Below are 19,684 nucleotides of genomic sequence, written 5' to 3'. Positions count from 1 at the left end.
GCTTCGCACCCGGCCGATCCCATCAAGGGGTAGCACCTCGCACCCAAAGTCAAGCCCCAATCGCAAAACCACGAGTGGGTGCACCGCTACCCATCGAGGCAAGGTCTTTCCGGCTCGCCTTCGGCATCGCGGTCGAGAGTGCGCGGGGTTGTTACTGCTCGCCTTCGGCATCGCTTGATGTGTCGTGTCGTGTCGTGGCTTGGCTTGGCTTGGCTTGGCTTGGCCGGAGTGTCAGACCCTCTGAGTACGTTGGGTCGCGGGGGACCCTGAGCTCGAGGGGACGCCTGCGTCAGCCTGCCCGCACCGCCGGTCCCCTAGTGCAGGCCGACGCTGAACCCCTCGTCCAGCACGCCGCGGTAGATCGAAGGAGCGAAGGTGCGCAGGCCCTGGTCGATCGGGCCGATGAAGCCCGCCGAGTCGCCCAGCGGGAGGCGGTAGCCGTTCTGCACGCGGTGGAACTCCCACATCGGTTCCATCGTTGGGTGGGCCGGGCGGAACTGGTGGGGGTCGCGCGGGTGCAGGTCCACGCGGACGAGGGTGCGGCGGACCAGGGCGTCGGCCAGTTGTACGGCCTGTTCGCGGGTTCGGGAGATCGAGATGGCGCCCAGGTCCTGCCAGGCGACCGCCCACGGCATGCCCTGCGGGTCGTCCAGGCGGATGCCCTGCTGTTCGATGATCAGTTTGCGGGGGCGGGAGATGGTCTTCCACTTCACCACGGCCATCACGCCGATGAAGGTGAAGGCGAGGCCGATGACCCCTGCGATGCTGCCGCCGACCGGTTCGCCGTCGATGAAGGCCGTCACGGAGCCCACCAGGGCCAGGATGCCCAGGACGCCGGCCACCGAGCCGCCGATCAGGACTTTGCGGGTGTCGCTCTTGCCGAGGTCGATGATGACAGGCGGAGGCGCTCCCCAAGCGGTCATTCCCGCAGGCTACCGCTGATCAACTGCTCCGCCGCGGCGAACGGGTCCAGCTCACCCTCGACCACGCGTTCGGCGAGTCGGTCGACTGGGCCGAAGCGGGTGCGGACGCGTTCCACGGCGATGGCCTCGATCTCGGCGCCTGCTCGGCGCAGGCGGCGTCCGGTCAGTTCGCCGTGTTCGGTCATCCAGGCGCGGTGTTCGGCGATTGCCTGCACCACTCGGTCCAGGCCTTCAAGGCGGGCGGCGACTGTTTTGACGACCGGTGCGCGCCAGGACGGGCCCTCGCGGTCGCGGCGGCCCAGGGAGATCATGTACTTCAGGTCTCGGGCGGTTTGGTCGGCGCCGTCTCGGTCGGCCTTGTTGACGACGAAGACGTCGGCGATCTCCAGGATGCCGGCCTTGGCCGCCTGGATGCCGTCGCCCATGCCCGGTGCGAGCAGGACGATCGTGGAGTCGGCCAGGGCGACGATCTCCACCTCGGACTGGCCGACGCCGACTGTTTCCACCAGGACCACGTCGAAGCCGGCGGCGTCCAAGACGCGCAGGGCCTGTGGGGTCGCCCAGGACAGGCCGCCGAGGTGGCCGCGGGTGGCCATCGAGCGGATGAAGACGCCGGGGTCGGTGGCGTGGTCGCCCATGCGGACGCGGTCGCCGAGCAGTGCGCCGCCGGAGAACGGGCTCGACGGGTCCACCGCGATGACCGCCACCCGCTTGCCCTCGGCGCGGTAGGCGCGCACCAGGGCGTTGGTGGAGGTCGACTTGCCCACGCCCGGTGCGCCGGTGATGCCGATGACCTGGGCGTTGCCGGTGAAGGGTGCCAGTGCGGCGGCGACCTCGGGGAGCTGGGCGCTGCCCTGTTCCACCAGGGAGATCAGCCTGGCGACCGCGCGCGGTTCGCCGTCACGCGCGCGGTCGACCAGTCCTGCTACGTCAACAGCAGCCACACCGAGGACACTAGGCCTTCGCGGGCACGCGGATGATCAGCGCGTCGCCCTGGCCACCGCCGCCGCACAGGGCAGCCGCACCCACGCCGCCGCCGCGCCGCTGGAGCTCCAGGGCGAGGTGCAGGGCGATGCGGGCGCCGGACATGCCGATCGGGTGGCCGAGCGCGATGGCGCCGCCGTTGACGTTGACCTTGTCCTCGGAGATGCCGAGCTCACGGGTCGAGACGATGCCGACCGCGGCGAACGCCTCGTTGATCTCGACCAGGTCGAGGTCGGCGGGCGTGATGCCCTCCTTGGCGCACGCGGCCTTGATGGCGTTGGACGGCTGCTCGTGCAGCGAGGCGTCCGGGCCCGCGACGACGCCGTGGGCGCCGATCTCCGCGATCCACTCCAGGCCCAGCTCCTCGGCCTTCGCCTTGCTCATCACGACGACGGCGGCCGCGCCGTCGGAGATCTGCGACGCCGACCCCGCGGTGATGGTGCCGTCGGAGGCGAACGCCGGGCGCAGCTTCGCGAGGCCCTCGGCCGTCGTGTCGCCGCGGACGCCCTCGTCCGTGCTGAACAGGACCGGGTCACCCTTGCGCTGCGGGATGGAGACGGGCGCGATCTCGGCGTCGAACACGCCGTTGCCGGCGGCCTTCGCGGCGAGCTGGTGCGACCGCGCGGAGAACGCGTCCTGCTCCTCGCGGGTGATGTTGTAGCGGCCGTTGTGCTTCTCCGTCGAGACGCCCATCGCGACCTGGTCGAACGCGCAGAACAGGCCGTCGTGCGCCATGTGGTCCTGCATCGTCACGTCGCCGTACTTGAACCCGCCGCGCGACTTCGGCAGCAGGTGCGGCGCCTGGGTCATCGACTCCTGGCCACCGGCCACGACGACGTCGAACTCACCGGCGCGGATCAGCTGGTCGGCCAGCGCGATCGCGTCGATGCCCGACAGGCACACCTTGTTGATGGTCAGCGCGGGCACGGTCATCGGGATGCCCGCGGCCACGGCGGCCTGGCGCGCCGGGATCTGGCCGGCGCCGGCGGTGAGCACCTGGCCCATGATCACGTACTGCACCTGCTCGGGAGCGACGCCCGCGCGTTCCAGTGCCGCCTTGATCGCGACGCCGCCGAGCTGGGCGCCGGAGAAGTCCTTGAGCGATCCCAGCAGTCGGCCCATCGGGGTGCGAGCCCCGGCGACGATGACGGAACCGGACACAGCTGCCTCCATGGAAGAGCGAACGGTCGTTAACTAGGCACCATACCGGCGGCTACCCGCTGGTAATCGTGTGAGACCCCGCACAGGAGCACCTGCACCGATCCCGTGGATACCCTCGCCAACCATGAACGCAGACATCACTCGATTCGTGACCGCGATCGACCACGTGGGCATCGCCGTGCCCGACCTCGACGTCGCCATCGCGTTCTACCGCGACAACTTCGGCATGGAGGTCGCGCACGAGGAGGTGAACGAGGAGCAGGGCGTGCGCGAGGCCATGCTGCACGCGCCCGGCGTTCACGACGGCACCGCGATCCAGCTGCTGGCGCCGCTCGACGAGAGCTCGACCATCGCCAAGTTCATCGGCCGCTCCGGCCCCGGCCTGCAGCAGCTCGCCTACCGGGTGTCCGATGTGGACGCCGCGGCGGACGCGTTGCGCGCGAAGGGCCTGCGCCTGCTCTACGACGCGGCCAAGCGCGGCACCTCGAACAGCCGGGTGAACTTCGTGCACCCCAAGGACGCGGGTGGCGTGCTGATCGAGCTGGTGGAGCCCGCGCGGGACGGGTCGGAGCACTAGCCGCGACGCCCCCTGACCCGGTCCGGTGATTCCGGGGTGGCATCCCTCACAAGCAGGATTCTGAATCGGTTACTGATGAGTAACCTCCGGCAACCTGCGACTATCCCTCACTAGGGAAGGAATGCCGCCGTGCAGAAGATCCTTGACGCGATCCTGGCCGACGAGCTGGACGCGATCGGTTCCTTGGACGTTCCGGAGAGCTATCGGGGCGTGACGGTGCACGCGGACGAGGCCGACATGTTCGCGGGCCTCGAGACGCGGGACAAGGACCCGCGCAAGTCGCTGCACGTCGACGAGGTCGCCACGCCGGAGCTCGGTCCGGGCGAGGCGCTGGTGGCCGTGATGGCCTCCGCGATCAACTACAACACCGTCTGGACCTCGATCTTCGAGCCGGTGTCGACGTTCGGGTTCCTCAAGCGCCTGGGCGGCCGCCACGACCTGCCGTACCACGTCGTGGGATCGGACCTGGCCGGCGTCGTCGTGCGGGTCGGGCCGGGCGTCACCGCGTGGAAGCCCGGCGACCGCGTCGTGGCGCACTGCCTGGACGTGCCGCTGGAGGCCCCGGACGGCCACAACGACACGATGCTCGACCCGCAGCAGCGGATCTGGGGCTTCGAGACGAACTTCGGCGGCCTCGCCGACCTCGCGCTCGTGAAGTCGAACCAGCTGATGCCGATGCCGAAGCACCTCTCGTGGGAGGAGGCGGCGTCGCCGGGCCTGGTCAACTCCACCGCGTACCGCCAGCTGGTGTCGACCAACGGCGCCAACATGAAGCAGGGCGACACGGTCCTGATCTGGGGCGCGTCCGGCGGTCTCGGTTCGTACGCGACGCAGTTCGCCCTGAACGGCGGCGCGACGCCGATCTGCGTCGTCTCCTCGCCGGAGAAGGCGGAGATCGTCCGTTCGATGGGCGCCGAACTGATCATCGATCGTTCGGCGGAGGGCTACAAGTTCTGGAAGAACGAGCACGAGCAGGACCCGCGGGAGTGGAAGCGGTTCGGCGCGAAGATCCGCGAGCTGACCGGCGGCGAGGACCCGGACATCGTGTTCGAGCACCCCGGCCGGGAGACGTTCGGCGCGTCGGTGTTCGTGGCGCGCAAGGGCGGCAAGATCGTCACGTGCGCGTCGACCTCCGGGTACATGCACCAGTACGACAACCGGTACCTCTGGATGAACCTCAAGCACATCCTCTCTTCACACTTCGCGAACTACCGCGAAGCGTGGGAGGCGAACCGGTTGATCGCAAAGGGAAAGATCCACCCGACGGTGTCCAAGGTGTACTCAATGGACGAAACGGGCCAGGCCGCGCACGACGTCCACCGCAACGCGCACCAGGGCAAGGTCGGCGTGCTCTGCCTTGCCCCGGAAGAGGGTCTGGGTGTGCTCGATCACGAACTGCGTGCCCAGCACCTCACAGGTATCAATCGATTCCGGGGTGTGTGACCTTCCGGGGTTACCCGAACGGGTAGCGTGAGGGGCATGGGCCTCGCCGACGACCGTGACCTCGTCCCACTGGGATCCGGCTTCGACATCGTCAAGCGCGGTTACGACCGCGCCCAGGTCGAGGATCATCTCGAACGCCTCGACTCGGACCTGCGGCTGCTGGCCGCGGACCGCGATGCCGCCGTGTCCCAGACGTCCGACCTGGCGCGCCAGCTGGAAGCCGCGCGCTCGGAGATGTCCGAGCTGCGCAACCAGGTGGAGCGCCTGTCGCTGCCGCCGACGACGCTGGAGGGGCTCTCCGAACGCCTCCAGCGGATGCTGCGGCTGGCCCAGGACGAGGCCAACGAGATCAAGGCCCGTGCCGAAGCAGAAGGCGGGCACATCCGCGCCAAGGCGGAAGCCGACGCGGGTGTGCTGCGCCAGCGCTACGAGAAGCTGATCGCCGAGCTCGACGAGCGCCGTGCCGCCATGGAGGCCGAGCACAAGGGCGTCCTCGAGACCGCGCGGTCCGAGGCCGAGAAGATCGTCTCCGAGGCCGAGGGCGCCGCCCGCAAGATCTCCGACGAGTCCGAGCAGCGCCGCGTGACCGTCGAGGAGGACTTCGAGATCGCGATGGCCGCCCGCCGCTCCGAGGCGATGGCCACCCTCGCCACCCAGGAGGCCACCTCCAAGGGCGAGGCCGACCGCCGCGTCCGCGAGGCGGCCGAGGAGGCCGCCAGGGTCCGCGCCGCCATCGCGTCCGAGCAGACCACGTCGAAGGCCGAAGCCGAACGCCGCCTGCGCGAGGCCACCGAAGAGGCCAACCGCCGCCGCCACGACTCGGTCACCGAGGCCACCGCCCGCATCCAGGAGGCGACCGACGAGGCGCACCGCCGCGTCCGCGAGGCCACCGAGGAAGCCAACCGCCGCACGGCCGCCGCCACCCAGCGCGTCGAACAGCTCCGCACCCTGCGCAACCGCCTCTCGCACCAGCTCCACAACGTGCGGACGGCTCTGCAGGACGTGGTGCCGCTGCTGGACCCGGTGGAGGAGGACTCGACTCCGGCCGGTCCCGACGGTTCCGCTCCGGCGCAACCCGCTGCTGCTCAGCCTGCCCCGAGTGCGCCGAAGCCCGCTCAAGCCGCTCCTGCGCAGCCTGCTCCGGCACCGGCTGCTCAGGCGAAGCCGGCCGCGCCCGCGCAGCAGGCCGAACCCGCGTCCCAGGAGGCGCCGGTCAAGCCCACGCCCGCTGCTCCCGCACCGGCCACTCCGGCGCAGGCATCGCAGGTCGACGGCCCGACGGCCAAGTTCGCACGCCCGCAGCCAGCCAAGAAGTCCTGACGTCCCAGGGCAGTCCAGGCGGCGCGGAATCCTGACGCCACACGCTCACGCAGGGGTCCCCAGCCTGGTGACCCCTGTTCTGTTCCTCCGCGGCCACCAGGCCTCCTGGCGGTCGGCCGTCGGGCTCATCGAGGCGTGGCCAGACGGACTGTGCATGGCGCACCAATACGATTCGCGTCGACACAGAACTCATCTTGGGGGAACAGGATGTTCGTGAGAGCGCTGGGCACGGACGGTGCCGAGCTCAGGCCGTTGGAGCCGTGGCGGGCCGAGGAGTTCTTCGCGCACATGGAGCGCGGACGGGACTTCATCGGGCAGCACATCCGGTTCGCCGACGCCGCGAAAGACCTGGAGAGCGCCCGGACCCTCCTGCAGAGCTACGCGGACAAGGTCGCCGCCGACACCGGCGCGATCTTCGGGATCTGGCTCGACGGCCTGCTCGTCGGCGGCGTGCTGGTGCGCACGATGGACGTTCCGCAGGGGCGGGCGGAGATCGGGTGCTGGCTCGAGCCCGCCGCGGTGGGCAAGGGGCTCGTCACGCGGGCGGCGCGGTTGTTGGTCGACCACGTGATTCGCGAGCGCGGCGTGCATCGGGTTGAGTGGTTGGTGTCGTCGGAGAACGCGCCCAGCATCGCGGTCGCGCGGCGGCTCGGCATGACCAAGGACGGGGTGCTGCGCTCGTACTCGGTGCACCGCGGCGTCCGGCAGGACGTCGAGGTGTGGTCGGTGCTGGCGCCGGAGTGGGAGAGCTGATGGACGACCTGGTGCTGCTGCACGCCTTTCCGCTCGACGCGCGCATGTGGGACGTGCCGGGCGCGCTCACGCCGTCGTTGCGCGGTGAGGGTGAGCCGGACCTCGGCGTGCTCGCGTCCCAGGTGCTCGCGCTGCTCGACGAGCGCGGCCTCGACAAGGTGCTGCTGGGCGGGTGTTCGATGGGCGGCTACGTCGCGATGGCGTTGCTGCGTCAGGCTCCGGAACGCGTGCGGGGCCTGGTTTTCGTCGACACCAAGCACACCGCGGACACGCCGGAGGCCGTCGCCAACCGGCACGCGATGGCCGACCGGGTCGAGCGCGACGGCGTCGGCGAGTGGCTCGTCGAGGCGATGGTGCCGAACCTGCTCGCCCCCGACGCCTCGGACGCGGCACGGGCGTCGGTGCGCACGATGATCCTGGAGCAGCGCGCCGAGGACGTGGCGTGGTGGCAACGCGCCATGGCGAGGCGACCCGACTCGACGGAAGTGCTGGAGTCGATGGACGTCCCGTCGCTCGTGCTGGTGGGCGAGCACGACAAGCTCACGCCACCGGACGTGGCGGCGAAGCTCGCGGTGACGCTGCGGCGTTCGACGAGCGAGCGCATCGAGGACTGCGGGCACCTGCCGCCCGTCGAGCGGCCGGAGGAGTTCCGCGCCCGGCTGGAGCGGTGGCGCGGGCAGGTCGGGCTCTAGGACGTCACCAGCGGCGCGCGGTCGGCCCACGCCGGCCGCGCGAGTCCCAGCAGCCCTGGTGCCAGTGACGGCGTTCCTCGACCGAGCCCGTCTCCTCGGCCGGCCACGCGACGACGTGCGGCGTGCCGGGGCGGATCTCGTGGTCGCAGCCGGGGCAGCGGTAGGTCTTCTGCGCCTGCGCGCCCGAGATGGCGCGGACCAGCCAGTCGCCATCGGGTCCCGACTCGGTGCGCGCCCAGCCGACGCCCCCGCCGAGGGGTCGTGGGTCTTCCGGCTTGGGGCTGTTACGACGTGGCACGGCCACACGGTAACCGCTCGTAGAATCGGGCCGTGCCGACCTACGAGTTCCGATGCCGAACCTGCGACGACACCTTCGAGCTGCAGCGTCCGATGAGCGAGTCGTCCTCACCGGCGAGCTGTCCCGACGGCCACGCCGACACGGTGAAACTGCTGTCCATGGCTGGGATCGGCGGCACGCAGAAGCAGGCCGCCGGTGGGGGCGGCGGCTGCTGCGGCGGAGGCTGCTGCAGCTAGGTCCCGGTGCCCGCGGTCAGGACGTCTCGCGGTCGATCAGCACCTCGGCGACCTTGCGGCCCTGGTCGCACACGGTGCCGAACTTGCCGGACGAGTCGATGATGATGATTCCGAGCCCGCCGCCCTCGTAGGGCACGACGAGCACGCACGACGGGTCGACCTCCGGGTCGGGGTCGTCGGCCCGGTCGAGGTACGTGACCTTGTGGCCCTTCACGTCCCAGTCGCCGGTGGTGCGTTCGATCGTGATCTGCTTGCCCTCGCGGTAGCGCAGCGAGACGCCCACCTCGACGCCGTCGACCTTGGTCGTCCACCGGCACGACTGGTCGAACGTCGAGTCGTAGTTGATCTGGCTGGGCGGCGTCTCGGCCTTCGCGCCGGGATAGGGCAGATCGGTCCACTTCAGCTTCGCGCAGACGCCCTGCACCTCACCGTCGATCGGCGCGGTCTCCGGGTCTTCCGAGGCGGACGGGTCGGTCGAGCTGTCCTTCTCCTCGTCGAACGGCGACGAGGAGTCGAGCGGCGGCTGCGCGACCGCGGTGCCCCCCACGGTCGTCCGGGCACAGCCGGACGCGAGCAGGAGGACAGCCAACAGGAGCACCAGTCGACGCATGGCCCCCACCATGCCAGACGAGACATGGTGGGGCTGTGAGCGGCTCACGAGTAGTCGCGGAATCCCTTGCCCGTCTTGCGGCCGAGACGACCGGCCGTGACCAGGTGTTCCAGCAGCGGCGCCGGCGCGAAGCCGGGCTCGCGGAACTCGTTGTAGAGCGTGCGCTGGATCGCGAGCGACACGTCCAGCCCCACGACGTCGAGCAGTGCGAACGGCCCCATCGGCAGTCCGCAGCCGACCTTCATCGCGTTGTCGATGTCGTCGGCCTCGGCGTAGTGGGCCTCCAGCATCCTGACCGCGTCGTTGAGGTACGGGAACAGCAGCGCGTTGACGATGAAGCCCGCCACGTCGCCGCAGTGCACCGGGTGCTTGCCGAGGTCGAGGCAGATCTTGCGCGCCGTCGCGACCACGTCGGCGTCCGTGGCGATCGTCTCGACGACCTCCACCAGCTTCATGACCTGCGCGGGGTTGAAGAAGTGCAGACCCACGACGTCACCGGGCCTGCTCGTGGCCGCCGCGACCTCGATGACGGGCAACGACGACGTGGTCGTCGCGAGCACAGCGCCGGGCTTGCACACCTCGTCGAGGGCCGCGAAGACCTCCTTCTTGATCCCGATCTCCTCGGCCACGGCCTCGACGACCAGGTCGCAGTCCGCGAGGTCGACGAACTCCACGGCCGGACTCACCCGCGCCAGCGCCGCGTCGCGGTCCTGCTCGGAGAGCTTGCCCTTGCCCACCGCGCGGTCGAGCGACTTGCGCACCAGCCCGATCGCCGCCTCGGCCTTCTCCAGGCTGCGGGCGCGCAACACCACGTCGTACCCGCGCTTGGCGAACACCTCGGCGATCCCGGTGGCCATCGTGCCCGTGCCGATGACACCCACCCGCTGCACCTCGCGGGTCTGCACGGAGCTGTCCACTTCGGACGGAGTCTGCGCGTCGTCGACGACGACCGGCGAGTCGGGCCCGTCGTAGGTGTAGAAGCCGCGCCCGGTCTTCCTGCCGAGCAGCCCCGCCGTGATCATCTGCTTGAGCAGCGGCGCCGGAGCGTGCAAACGGTTGCGCGACTGGTGGTACATCGTGTCGAGGATCTCGTAGGCGGTGTCGAGACCGATGAGGTCCAGCAACGCCAACGGCCCCATCGGATACCCGCAGCCGTACCGCATGGCCGCGTCGAGGTCCTCCCGCGTCGCGTAGCGCGACTCCAGCATCTTGACCGCGTGGTTGAGGTACGGGAACAGCAACGCGTTGGCGATGAACCCAGCCCGGTCGCCGATCACGACGGGCGACTTGCCCAGCCGCTCGGCGAACGCCACGACGTCCGTGATCACGTCCGGCTCGGTGACGACCGTCCGCACGACCTCGACCAGCTTCAACACCTGCGTGGGGTTGAAGAAGTGCAGGCCGACGACCTTGCCGGGCCTGCGCGTGTGCACACCGATCTCGGTGATCGAGAGCGACGACGTGTTCGACGCGATGATCGCCTCCGGCGCGAGGACCGCGTCCAGCTCTTGGAAGATCTTGGCCTTGAGCTCGACGTTCTCCGGCACCGCCTCGACCACCAGGTCACAGCCGGCGAGGCTCGCGATGTCGAGACTCGTGGAGATCCGCCCGTGGATGGCGGCCTTCTCGTCCGCGGTGATCTTCTCGCGCTTCAGCGCCCGCTCGGTGGAGTGCTCGAGGTGCCCGAGGCCGCGCTCGACGCCCGCGGCGTCGACGTCCACCACCTTCACCTCGAGCCCGGTGCGCGCGAGTACCTCCACGATGCCCGCGCCCATGGTTCCGAAGCCGACGACTCCGACGGTGCTGATCTCGCGCGCCACTGCGGACCTCCCTGTGGGGTGAAGCGGGGGCTACCAAGGAGTAACTTGCGGGCGACTATGCCACTTCTCGCGCTGGTGGAGGCCGTGAGCTTCGCCATCGGGATCGAAACAGTGATCGGTCCAGCGGGTGGGGGTGGCGGGGTGTTTGGGCTGATCAACCCGTGTGGGGCAGTGGTGGGTTGGGCCATCTGGGGCGGGTTCGAGGGCGAGCGTGTGGGGCGCGCGGGGCCCGGAGTTGGGGGCGGGGTCGGGACGGGGCGAGGGGAAGACGGAAGGAGGAGCGTGAACTGGGTCGGAGCGGCTTCCCCCGCAATGCACGCCACACGACTTTCCTGCACCGCTCGCCACACGTCGTCGCGCGGCTCCCGCGCCTCTCGCCACACGTCACCGCGTGGTTCCCAGCGCCGCATGCTGCCCAGGCTCGGTGTGGGGCGGGACGGGTGTGGGTCAGTCGTCGAAGCCCCTTTCCGCCAGTTCCTCGATTCGGCGCACCGCCTCTGACGCGTCCTTGCCCGTGGCGACCACCGTGATGGTCTTGCCGCCCGGCGCGCTCAGGCCCATCAGGGCCAGGACGCTGGCCGCGTTGGCTTCCTCGGTGCCGTAGCGGATGAGCACGTCGGCGTCGAGCTCGGCCACGGTGCGGGCCAACAGGGCTGCTGGGCGGGCGTGCAGGCCCACTTCGTTGGTGAGCAGGACTTCTGCCGTCACGGCGTCCGGGACCAGGTGCAGGGCCGGGCCGCTCGGTGCGGTCACCGGGGCCTCGCCGGAGGCGCCCTCGGCGGCTGAGGCCACGTCCGGTAAGGCGGCACCTCCTTGTGCGGCAACGGCTGCGGCTACCGCGCCCTCCACCAGTGGTGCGTCCACCACGGTGTAGCGGGACGGGTCGTCCGCCGACTCCACGGCCATGTCCGCCGTCATCTTGGCGCTGCCCAGGTCGTAGAGCACCACGACGCCCGCGCCCGAGTCGGCGTCGGCCAAGGCCTCGACGACGGCGCCGTAGTCGGTGCCCAGGCCGCCCTCCTCCGTGCCGCCCACCGGGAGGACGGCGACGTCGGGGGCCATCTGCGCGGCCAGTTCGGCCACGCCGTTGGCCAGCAGGTCGCTGTGGGAGACGACGACCAGGCCCACCCGGCCCGGCGAGGATGCGGCGGTCATGCCTTGGCCGCCGCGTCCGCGAAGGCCCGCAGCAGCAACGCCGTCGAGCGGGCGCCGGGGTCGAGGTGGCCGGCGCTGCGCTCGCCCAGGTACGAGGCCCTGCCCTTGCGCGCCACCATCGGCACGGTCGACTCGGCGCCCTCGGCCGCGGCGTCTGCGGCCGCGGACAGCAGGGTGGCCACCGAGCCGTTCACCGAGGCCGCGGCGGCCACCGCCGGGGTCAGGGCGTCGACCATCGTCTTGTCGCCCACCACGGCCTTGCCGCGGGCCACCACTCCGTCGAGCGCGGCCTGCAGGGCTCGGACCACGGCGTCGCAGTCGAGCTCCGCCGCGTCACCCAGCGCGGCCGAGGCACGCAGGAAAGCCGTGCCGTACAACGGACCCGCCGCGCCGCCCACCGTCGAGATCAGCGTGGTGGCGACCAGCTTCAACGCCTTGGCGGGCGTCTCGGGTTCGTCGGCGTCCAGCTTGGCCAGCACGGCCGTGAAGCCGCGCCGCATGTTCTCGCCGTGGTCGGCGTCGCCGATCGCCTGGTCCAGGCGCACCAGCTCGTCGCGGTGCTCCTGCACGACGAGCGCGGCGGCACGCAGCGCCGCCACCACGTCCGAGGTCGTGCACCCCACCTCAGACCCCCCACCGCAGTGCGGGCGTGTGCACCGGCGCGTCCCAGAGCGAGAGCAGCTCGTCGTCCACCTTCAGCAACGTGAGGCTCATGCCCTGCATCTCCAGACTCGTGATGTACGGGCCGACCAGCCTGCGTTCCACCGTGATCCCCCGATCGGCCAGCAGTTGTTCCGCGATGCCGTGCGCCAGGTACAGCTCGATCAACGGGGTCCCGCCCATCGAGTTCGTGAACAGCAGCACCCGGTCGCCCGACGAGAAGGGCAGGTCCTCCAGGATCGGGTCGAGCAGCGCCGACACCATCTCCGACGCCGACGACACGGGCACGCGGTGGCGGCCCGGCTCGCCGTGGATGCCGATGCCGATCTCCATCTCGTCGTCGGCCAGCGAGAACGACGGCTCGCCCACGTGCGGCACGGTGCACGAGGTCAGCGCCAGGCCCATCGACCGCACCGACGCGATCACCCGTAAGGCTAGCGCCTCGCACGCCGCCAGGTCGTCGCCGCGCTCCGCCGCCGCACCCACGATCTTCTCCAGCAGCACGGTGCCGCCCACACCGCGACGGCCCGCCGTGTACAGCGAGTCCTTCACCGCCACGTCGTCGTCGATCACGACGCTGCGCACCTCGGACTCCGCCAGCTCACCGGCCATCTCGAAGTTCAGCACGTCGCCCGTGTAGTTCTTCACGATCAGCAACGCACCCGCGCCGCCGTCCGTCTTCACCACCGCGTCGAGCACCTGGTCCGACGTCGGCGACGTGAACACCGCGCCGGGACAGGCCGCGTCGAGCATGCCGCGCCCGACGAACCCGCCGTGCAGCGGTTCGTGGCCCGCGCCGCCGCCCGAGATGATCGCGACCTTGCCGCGCACCGGGGCGTCCGCGCGCACCACGACCGCCGGGTCGTGATGCACCGTCAGCAGATCGGAATGGGCTGCCTGCATTCCGCGCAGCGCGTCCTGCACCACGGTTTCCGGATCATTGATGATCTTCTTCATCGAACAGCCCCTTCGATCGGCGGTGACCGTGTTCCTTCTTACTCCGGGGGTCTGACACTCGGAACAGGCAAAGGACCCCGGTACCGTTAGGGCGCCCTAAGAAACGCTGGTCAACATCACTGCGAGTAACGGAGGAACCACGTCGTGCCGAAGAGAGCAGCGCTGCTCGTGGCAGTCGCACTGACCCTCACCGCTTGCACCCAGAGCACGCCCGACAAGCCCGGCGTGGCCCAGGGCGGAGCGGATTTCGGCAAGGCCACCGAGCTGAGCAACGGCTTCGGCACCCAGGCGAAACCGGGTGAGTTCCCCCGCACCATCAAGCACGCGATGGGTGAGACCAAGCTCGAGAAGAAACCCGAACGGGTGATCGTGCTCGACACGGGCGAGCTCGACAACGTCGTGGCGCTGGGCATCAAGCCGGTCGGCATCGCCTACACCGACGGCTCCCCCACGATGCCGACCTACATCGGCGACAAGGGCGGCACGCCGGAGAACGTCGGCACGATCAACAACCTCAACCTCGAGGCCATCACGAAGCTGGACCCGGACCTCATCCTGGGCTCGCAGCTGCGCGCGGAGGCCCTCTACCCGAAGCTCGCGGCGATCGCGCCGACGGTGTTCAGCGTGCGCCCCGGCTACGTGTGGAAGGAGAACTTCCTCCTCAACGCCGCCGCGCTCGACCGCCAGGCCGACGCCGCGAAGCTGCTCGAGGACTACACGAACAAGGCCACCGCGGTCGGCACGGCGATCGAGACGAAGCTCGGCGTGCGCCCGACCGTCACGGCGCTGCGCTTCATGCCCGGCCGCATCCGCCTGTACGCCAAGAAGTCCTTCATCGGCACGATCCTGGTCGACGCCAAGATCCCGCAGCCGACGCCGTCCCAGGTGGACGACCTCGCCGCGGAGGTCAGCGCCGAGGAGATCGGCAAGGCCGACGCCGACTTCGTCGTCTACTCCTCCTACGGCGACCCCGCGAAGACCGCGCAGGGCTCGGTGCTCGGCGGCCCGTTGTGGAGCAAGCTGAACGCCGTCAAGGGCGGCAAGGCCAAGCCGGTCGCCGACGAGACGTACTTCCTCGGCCTCGGCGTGCTCGCCGCGAACGTGGTCCTCGACGACCTGCAGAAGCAGCTCGGAGCTTAAGAGCGCGCGGGTGCTCTTACCTCCCGAAGAGCATCCGCGCGAGCCGCAGCATCTGCTTGCCGGCCATGGACGACCGGTCGAACGTCGCCATGTCGATCAGCGACTTGAACTTCAGCTTCGTCACGGCCTTGGCGTAGGCGAACTCGCGCAGCCCGTCCTCGCCGTGGATCCGCCCGAACCCGGAGTCGCCCACGCCACCGAACGGCAGCCCGGGGATCGCCGCGTAGGTCAGCACGGAGTTGATCGACACCATGCCGACCCGGAGTTCGCGAGCCAGCTCCTCCCCGCGCGACTTCGAGAACACGGCCGCGCCCAGCCCGTACTTGGACCGGTTCGCGAGCCGCACGCCCTCCATCGCGTTCGGCACCCGGTTGATCACCACAGTCGGCCCGAAGGTCTCCTCGGTGATCGCGAGCGAGTCCTCCGGCACGTCCGCGAGGACCACCGGCTCGACGTACGGCGGCCTGATCGAGTCCGCGCCGCCGACGAGCGCCTTGCCACCGCGGTCCAGCGCGTCCTGCACGTGCTCGCGGATGATCTCCACCTGCGACGGCATCGTGATCGGCCCGAGGTTCGCGTTCGGCTCGCCACCGGGCTTGAGCTTGCGGGCTCGCTTCACGACGATCTCGAGGAACGCGTCCGCGACCTCCTCGGCCACGTAGATCCGCTCGACGCCCGCGCACGTCTGGCCGGCGTTCGACACCGCGCCCCAGATCGCGGCCTCGGCGGCGGCGGTCAGGTCGGCGTCCGAGTCGACGATCAGCGCGTCCTTGCCGCCGCACTCGACCAGCACCGGCGTCAGCGTCGACGCGCAGGCGGCCATGACCTTCTTGCCGGTCCGCGTGGACCCCGTGAACGCCACCTTGTCGACACCGGCCGCGCACAGCGCCGCACCGGTCTCGCCGAAGCCCGTGACGACCTGGAACACCGAGTGCTCGGGCACGGCCTCGGTGAACGTCGACGCGAGGAACGTGCCCACGCCCGGCGTGAACTCCGACGGCTTGAACACCACGGCGTTGCCCGCGGCCAGCGCGTACGAGATCGACCCCATCGGCGTGTGCGCGGGGTAGTTCCACGGCCCGATGACGCCGATGACGCCCAACGGCGCGTATTCGAGCGACGCGCCGTGGTTGAACATGAGCATGCCGGAGGACACACGGCGCTTGCCCAGCACACGGCCCGCGTGCCGCGAGGCCCAGTGCAGGTGGTCCATCACCAGCGCGATCTCGACGCGGGAGTCGTCGGCGGGTTTGCCGGTCTCCGCGCTGATCAGCGACACGAACTCGTCGGCGCGCTGCGACAGGATCTTGCGCCACGCGTCCAGCTTGGTCTTGCGGCCCTCGAAGCCGAGCCCCGCCCACCACGCGGCGGCTTCGCGCGCCGACGCCACGGCGTCCTCGACCTCGGCCGCGGTGTGGACCGGGTGGTGCGCGACGACCTCGCCCGTGCGCGGGTCCAGTGAGGCGAACCGCCGCTGCTCGCCATCGGCCGACAGCGCGCTGTCCGAAGCGGTCTGCGTCATTGGAGCCCTCCAGATACTCGCGAGTAACTCCGACCCTAACGCCTACCGGACCAACTTTCAGCCCCCGCCCGGCTCGCCGCGGGTCACACTCACGTGGCGGGCAGGCTCGGCAGGACCGCCTTGGCGAAGGCCTGCGTCGCCTGACAGCGGTCGAACTCCTTCTCCTTCGAGCCCGACACGATGAACTCCACGACCTCGCCGGCGTCACCGGAGTCCTTGGTGCGCACGACGACCAGCTCGCAGCTCGGGTACGAGGTCTCCTTGAGCGCCTGGTAGCCCTTCACTCCACCACCGAGGTCGACCTCGACGGACTTCGGGTCGAACTTGCCGTCCTTGGGAACGCGCGCCGTCTTGATGTCGATCTGCATCTGGGCGCTCTGGGCCGACCACGAGCACTGGTGCAGGCCGAACGGCAGGGACCGCGGCGACGCACCGAGCACGGGCGCGAGCGTCGCCTTGTCCACGACCGCGCACGGGTCGACCTCGACCGGCGACCCCTTGGTCGGGGTGTACTTCTGCGGGTTGCCCTTGAGCTTGCGGATCGCGCCCTCGAGCACCTTGCGGCCGGGCTCGCACGCCTCGGTGGAGTCGCCGCCCGTCCCCGTCGTGACCTGGATCCGCACGGCCTGCGCCGGGCTCTCCTGCGTGACGACGGTGATGAAGCACGACGAGCTCAGCTTCTGCTCACCGCTCTTGAGCCCGGCGAGGGTCTTGGTCGCGTTCTTGATGTCCGTGGACGTCAGCGAGTAGCCGATGTCCAACGTGATGCCGAGCGACTTGCCCGCCTTGTCCTTCATGTAGTTGGAGCAGCGCGTGTAGTTGCTGCTCGTGTACCGCGACGGCGTGCCGACCGTCTCCAGCAGGTCCTTGTCGATCAACGCGCACGGGTTGACCAGCCGCAGGCGTTCCGACGCGAACGCGGGGTCGACCGGTTTGCCCGCCTGCGCGGACTGCTTGGTCGACGTCGACGGGTCGGTCGGGTTCGCCTCGGCGCCCGCCTGCACGGTGCGGCGGGGCGAGTGGGTCTTGGCAAGACCGGGCCCGGTGGTGCAGCCGGCCATCAGCAACGCGGCGGCGGCGACCACGGCGGTGGCGCGAAAACGAGGCACGACGTGCACGGTAGCGACCTTTCGCGGCGTTCGTGGCCGGTACCCCGAGTTGTCCCGTGGCATAGCTCACCCAGAGCTACAGGAACGATTCAGAAGATCGACGCGCTGTACAGGGTGAAGACCCCGAGATGAAGGAGAGACGTGCGAAACCGAATTCGCCGCGCAGTCACCTGGTTCGACGCGTGGACGATCGAGGCCTTCAACCCTGTTTACCCAGCTCGTCCGCGCTCATAGCTCCTTGAGCGGCTGCTTGTCCGTGTCCGCGAACTGAGGCCGCAGCGTCGCCCAGGCGGCGAACGCCGCCGCCAGCACGACCATGGCGACGCCGGCCCACAGGTTGATGTTGACCCCTTCGGCCTTCTTGAGGTCGTCGTCGGTCGTGAAACCGAGACCGATGACGACCAGCACGACGCCGTACAGGCCGAAGAGGAAAGCGATGATCAGTCGCAGGTCGAAGAGCCTCATGGCGGCCTCCCTCAGCCGAAGATGAAGTAGAGAACGGTCGTCAGCGCGAGCACGCCGCCGCCGAGCAGGGCGGGCGAGCGGTACCAGCCGGCGTCCTCACCGGTGGTGCCGTGCGCCCTGTCCTCCTTGGGCGTGAGGCTGTAGACCAGCCCGACGAGCTCGCTGTCCGGCTTCGGCCGCGTGACCATCGTGACCGCGACGCTCACCACGATGTCGACGACGAACGCGAGACCGGCGCCGAGGAAGCTCGCGCCCTGCCCTGGCAGCTTCAGCAGCTCGATGCCGAACGACGGCTCCGAGACGGCGTAGATGAAGATCGCGGTGACCGTGCCGGCGAGCAGACCGACCCAGCCGGCGGTCGGCGTCATCCGCTTCCAGAACATGCCCAGGATGAACGTCGCGAACAGCGGCGCGTTGAAGAACGAGAACAGCGCCTGGATGTAGTCCATGATGTTGGACCCGCCGAGCGACGCCGCGATGAACGCCGTGCCGATCGCGACGACGCACGCGCCGACCGTCGCCAGACGCCCGACGCGCAGGTAGTACTCGTCCGGCCGGTCCTTCTTCACGTAGTCCTGCCACAGGTCGTACGTGAAGACGGTGTTGAACGAGCTGACGTTCGCCGCCACACCGGCCATGAAGCTGGCCAGCAGACCCGTGATCGCGATGCCGAGGATGCCGTTGGGCAGCAGGTCGCGCATGAGCAGCGGCAGCACGTCGTTGAAGGCCACCCCGCTGCTCTCGTCACCGGCCTTGAGCTGGCCCATCTCCGGCACGATCAACGCGGCGATGATGCCGGGGATGATGATGATCGCCGGGATCAGCGCCTTCGGGTAGGCGCCGATGATCGGCGTGCGCTTGGCCGCCGACATCGACTTGGCGCTCATCGCGCGCTGCACCTCGGCGAAGTTCGTCGTCCAGTAGCCGAACGACAGCACGAACCCAAGACCGAACACCAGTCCGATGACACTCCACACGGGGCTGTTGATGCCGGTGAGCTCCGTCGCGGGGAACGCCGACAGCTGTTCCTGGTCGGTGACCTTCTCGACGATGCCCTGCCAGCCGCCGACCTTGATCAGGCCGACGATCGTCAACGGCGCCAGCGCGGCCACGATGACGAAGAACTGCAGCACCTCGTTGTAGATGGCGGCACTCAGGCCGCCCAGCGTCGTGTACGCGAGCACCACGAGCGCCGCGACGCAGATCGACACCGGCAGCGGCCACCCGAGCAGCGCCTCGACGATCACCGCGAGCGCAAACAGGTTGATGCCCGCGATCAGGACCTGGGCGACGGCGAAGCTGATGGCGTTGACGAGGTGGGCCGGCTTGCCGAACCGGCGGCGCATGAACTCGGGAACACTGCGCACTTTCGAGCCGTAGTAGAACGGCATCATCACCAGACCGAGGAACACCATCGCGGGGATGGCGCCGATCCAGTAGTAGTGCACGGTCGCCATGCCGTACTGCGCGCCGTTGGCCGTCATGCCCATGAGCTCGAGCGCACCGAGGTTCGCGGAGATGAACGCGAGACCGGTGACCCACGCCGGCAGCGACCGCCCGGACAGCAGGAAGTCGAGGCTGGAGGAGACGGATCGTCGTGCCATCAACCCGATGCCGAGCACCACGACGAAGTAGATGACCAGCAGCACGTAGTCGATCGGCCCCGCGTCGAGCCGCAGGTCCGCTTCGGCCAACACCGAAACCGACACCGCCCACCTCCCAAACTTCAACAAAGTCGAACATCAACGACCAGGAGAGGACAGTACTCCAGGTGCGCGACGTCTTACCCCGCGTGCAGGCACACCAAACCACGAGGTGATCCACAACGCTCGCCGGAAGCCGGATGGCCGAACGAATCC

General features: G+C 69.7%; 20 protein-coding genes. 7 read left to right on the top strand and 13 right to left on the bottom strand.

The window, feature by feature from the left end; genetic code table 11:
• Positions 1 to 314 precede the first annotated feature (314 nt).
• The 3 genes from ACFWV3_RS30275 to ACFWV3_RS30265 are packed head-to-tail and all read right to left on the bottom strand — an operon-like array spanning position 315 to position 3,068.
• Positions 315 to 923: a hypothetical protein gene (locus ACFWV3_RS30275; protein WP_382416094.1), complete on the bottom strand. Its 609-nt coding sequence runs from the start codon at positions 921 to 923 to the stop codon at positions 315 to 317.
• Complete coding sequence (gene meaB / locus ACFWV3_RS30270; RefSeq protein WP_382416092.1) at positions 920 to 1,867, bottom strand: methylmalonyl Co-A mutase-associated GTPase MeaB; 948 nt, start codon at positions 1,865 to 1,867, stop codon at positions 920 to 922. Before meaB ends, ACFWV3_RS30275 begins: the two co-directional genes overlap by 4 nt.
• Before the next feature lie 10 nt (positions 1,868 to 1,877).
• Entirely contained in the window at positions 1,878 to 3,068 is a 1,191-nt protein-coding gene (locus ACFWV3_RS30265) for an acetyl-CoA C-acetyltransferase (RefSeq protein WP_382416090.1), read from the bottom strand.
• A 124-nt stretch (positions 3,069 to 3,192) separates the two neighbouring features.
• On the opposite strand from ACFWV3_RS30265, the gene mce reads away from it, so the two are divergent.
• From mce to ACFWV3_RS30240, 5 genes are all read left to right on the top strand, one after another.
• Positions 3,193 to 3,645: a methylmalonyl-CoA epimerase gene (mce, locus tag ACFWV3_RS30260; protein WP_382416088.1), complete on the top strand. Its 453-nt coding sequence runs from the start codon at positions 3,193 to 3,195 to the stop codon at positions 3,643 to 3,645.
• Between the two features lie 129 nt (positions 3,646 to 3,774).
• Complete coding sequence (ccrA, locus tag ACFWV3_RS30255; protein WP_382416086.1) at positions 3,775 to 5,088, top strand: crotonyl-CoA carboxylase/reductase; 1,314 nt, start codon at positions 3,775 to 3,777, stop codon at positions 5,086 to 5,088.
• 36 nt (positions 5,089 to 5,124) lie between these two features.
• Entirely contained in the window at positions 5,125 to 6,408 is a 1,284-nt protein-coding gene (locus tag ACFWV3_RS30250; protein WP_382416084.1) for a chromosome segregation protein, read from the top strand.
• 207 nt (positions 6,409 to 6,615) lie between these two features.
• Complete coding sequence (locus ACFWV3_RS30245) at positions 6,616 to 7,161, top strand: GNAT family N-acetyltransferase (protein WP_382416082.1); 546 nt, start codon at positions 6,616 to 6,618, stop codon at positions 7,159 to 7,161.
• A complete protein-coding gene (locus ACFWV3_RS30240; protein WP_382416080.1) occupies positions 7,161 to 7,853 on the top strand; it encodes an alpha/beta fold hydrolase in 693 nt (230 codons plus the stop codon). Before ACFWV3_RS30245 ends, ACFWV3_RS30240 begins: the two co-directional genes overlap by 1 nt.
• Positions 7,854 to 7,857: 4 nt before the next feature.
• On the opposite strand, the gene ACFWV3_RS30235 is transcribed toward ACFWV3_RS30240, so the two are convergent.
• On the bottom strand, positions 7,858 to 8,151 hold the full coding sequence (locus tag ACFWV3_RS30235) for a hypothetical protein (protein WP_382416078.1): 294 nt from the start codon (positions 8,149 to 8,151) through the stop codon (positions 7,858 to 7,860).
• Between the two features lie 32 nt (positions 8,152 to 8,183).
• Between ACFWV3_RS30235 and ACFWV3_RS30230 the strand changes: the two genes are divergently transcribed.
• Positions 8,184 to 8,387 carry a zinc ribbon domain-containing protein gene (locus ACFWV3_RS30230; RefSeq protein ID WP_382416076.1) on the top strand — a complete coding sequence of 68 codons (204 nt, stop codon included), beginning with the start codon at positions 8,184 to 8,186 and terminating at the stop codon, positions 8,385 to 8,387.
• A 16-nt stretch (positions 8,388 to 8,403) separates the two neighbouring features.
• Here the strand turns inward: ACFWV3_RS30230 and ACFWV3_RS30225 are convergent, their stop codons facing one another.
• From ACFWV3_RS30225 to dhaK, 5 genes are all read right to left on the bottom strand, one after another.
• The gene (locus ACFWV3_RS30225; protein ID WP_382416074.1) at positions 8,404 to 8,997 is read right to left on the bottom strand and encodes a DUF3558 family protein; all 594 of its coding nucleotides are present in this window, start codon (positions 8,995 to 8,997) and stop codon (positions 8,404 to 8,406) included.
• Between the two features lie 44 nt (positions 8,998 to 9,041).
• Positions 9,042 to 10,817 (bottom strand): 3-hydroxyacyl-CoA dehydrogenase family protein, encoded by a 1,776-nt coding sequence (locus ACFWV3_RS30220; RefSeq protein ID WP_382416072.1) that lies wholly within the window; start codon positions 10,815 to 10,817, stop codon positions 9,042 to 9,044.
• Between the two features lie 447 nt (positions 10,818 to 11,264).
• A complete protein-coding gene (gene dhaM / locus ACFWV3_RS30215; protein WP_382416070.1) occupies positions 11,265 to 11,972 on the bottom strand; it encodes a dihydroxyacetone kinase phosphoryl donor subunit DhaM in 708 nt (235 codons plus the stop codon).
• A complete protein-coding gene (gene dhaL, locus ACFWV3_RS30210; RefSeq protein WP_382416069.1) occupies positions 11,969 to 12,595 on the bottom strand; it encodes a dihydroxyacetone kinase subunit DhaL in 627 nt (208 codons plus the stop codon). The genes dhaM and dhaL overlap by 4 nt, the downstream gene beginning before the upstream one ends.
• A gap of 1 nt (position 12,596) precedes the next feature.
• Positions 12,597 to 13,589, bottom strand: a complete 993-nt coding sequence (gene dhaK, locus ACFWV3_RS30205; protein WP_382416067.1) for a dihydroxyacetone kinase subunit DhaK — start codon at positions 13,587 to 13,589, stop codon at positions 12,597 to 12,599.
• Positions 13,590 to 13,733: 144 nt separating this feature from the next.
• Between dhaK and ACFWV3_RS30200 the strand changes: the two genes are divergently transcribed.
• Positions 13,734 to 14,729: an ABC transporter substrate-binding protein gene (locus ACFWV3_RS30200; RefSeq protein ID WP_382416066.1), complete on the top strand. Its 996-nt coding sequence runs from the start codon at positions 13,734 to 13,736 to the stop codon at positions 14,727 to 14,729.
• 16 nt (positions 14,730 to 14,745) lie between these two features.
• On the opposite strand, the gene ACFWV3_RS30195 is transcribed toward ACFWV3_RS30200, so the two are convergent.
• From ACFWV3_RS30195 to ACFWV3_RS30180, 4 genes are all read right to left on the bottom strand, one after another.
• Entirely contained in the window at positions 14,746 to 16,251 is a 1,506-nt protein-coding gene (locus ACFWV3_RS30195; RefSeq protein ID WP_382416064.1) for an aldehyde dehydrogenase family protein, read from the bottom strand.
• 89 nt (positions 16,252 to 16,340) lie between these two features.
• Positions 16,341 to 17,360, bottom strand: coding sequence for a hypothetical protein (locus ACFWV3_RS30190; RefSeq protein WP_382416062.1), 1,020 nt, complete (start codon positions 17,358 to 17,360; stop codon positions 16,341 to 16,343).
• A 228-nt stretch (positions 17,361 to 17,588) separates the two neighbouring features.
• Positions 17,589 to 17,825, bottom strand: a complete 237-nt coding sequence (locus ACFWV3_RS30185) for a hypothetical protein (RefSeq protein WP_382416060.1) — start codon at positions 17,823 to 17,825, stop codon at positions 17,589 to 17,591.
• Between the two features lie 11 nt (positions 17,826 to 17,836).
• Positions 17,837 to 19,534, bottom strand: a complete 1,698-nt coding sequence (locus ACFWV3_RS30180; protein ID WP_382416058.1) for a sodium:solute symporter family protein — start codon at positions 19,532 to 19,534, stop codon at positions 17,837 to 17,839.
• Between the last annotated feature and the right edge of the window lie 150 nt (positions 19,535 to 19,684).

The sequence above is a fragment of the Lentzea sp. NPDC059081 genome, from assembly GCF_042738015.1.
Classification (GTDB): Bacteria; Actinomycetota; Actinomycetes; order Mycobacteriales; family Pseudonocardiaceae; genus Lentzea.
The sequence above is the reverse complement of the archived record's forward strand: the minus strand, read 5'-3'. Positions and strand labels throughout refer to the sequence as shown.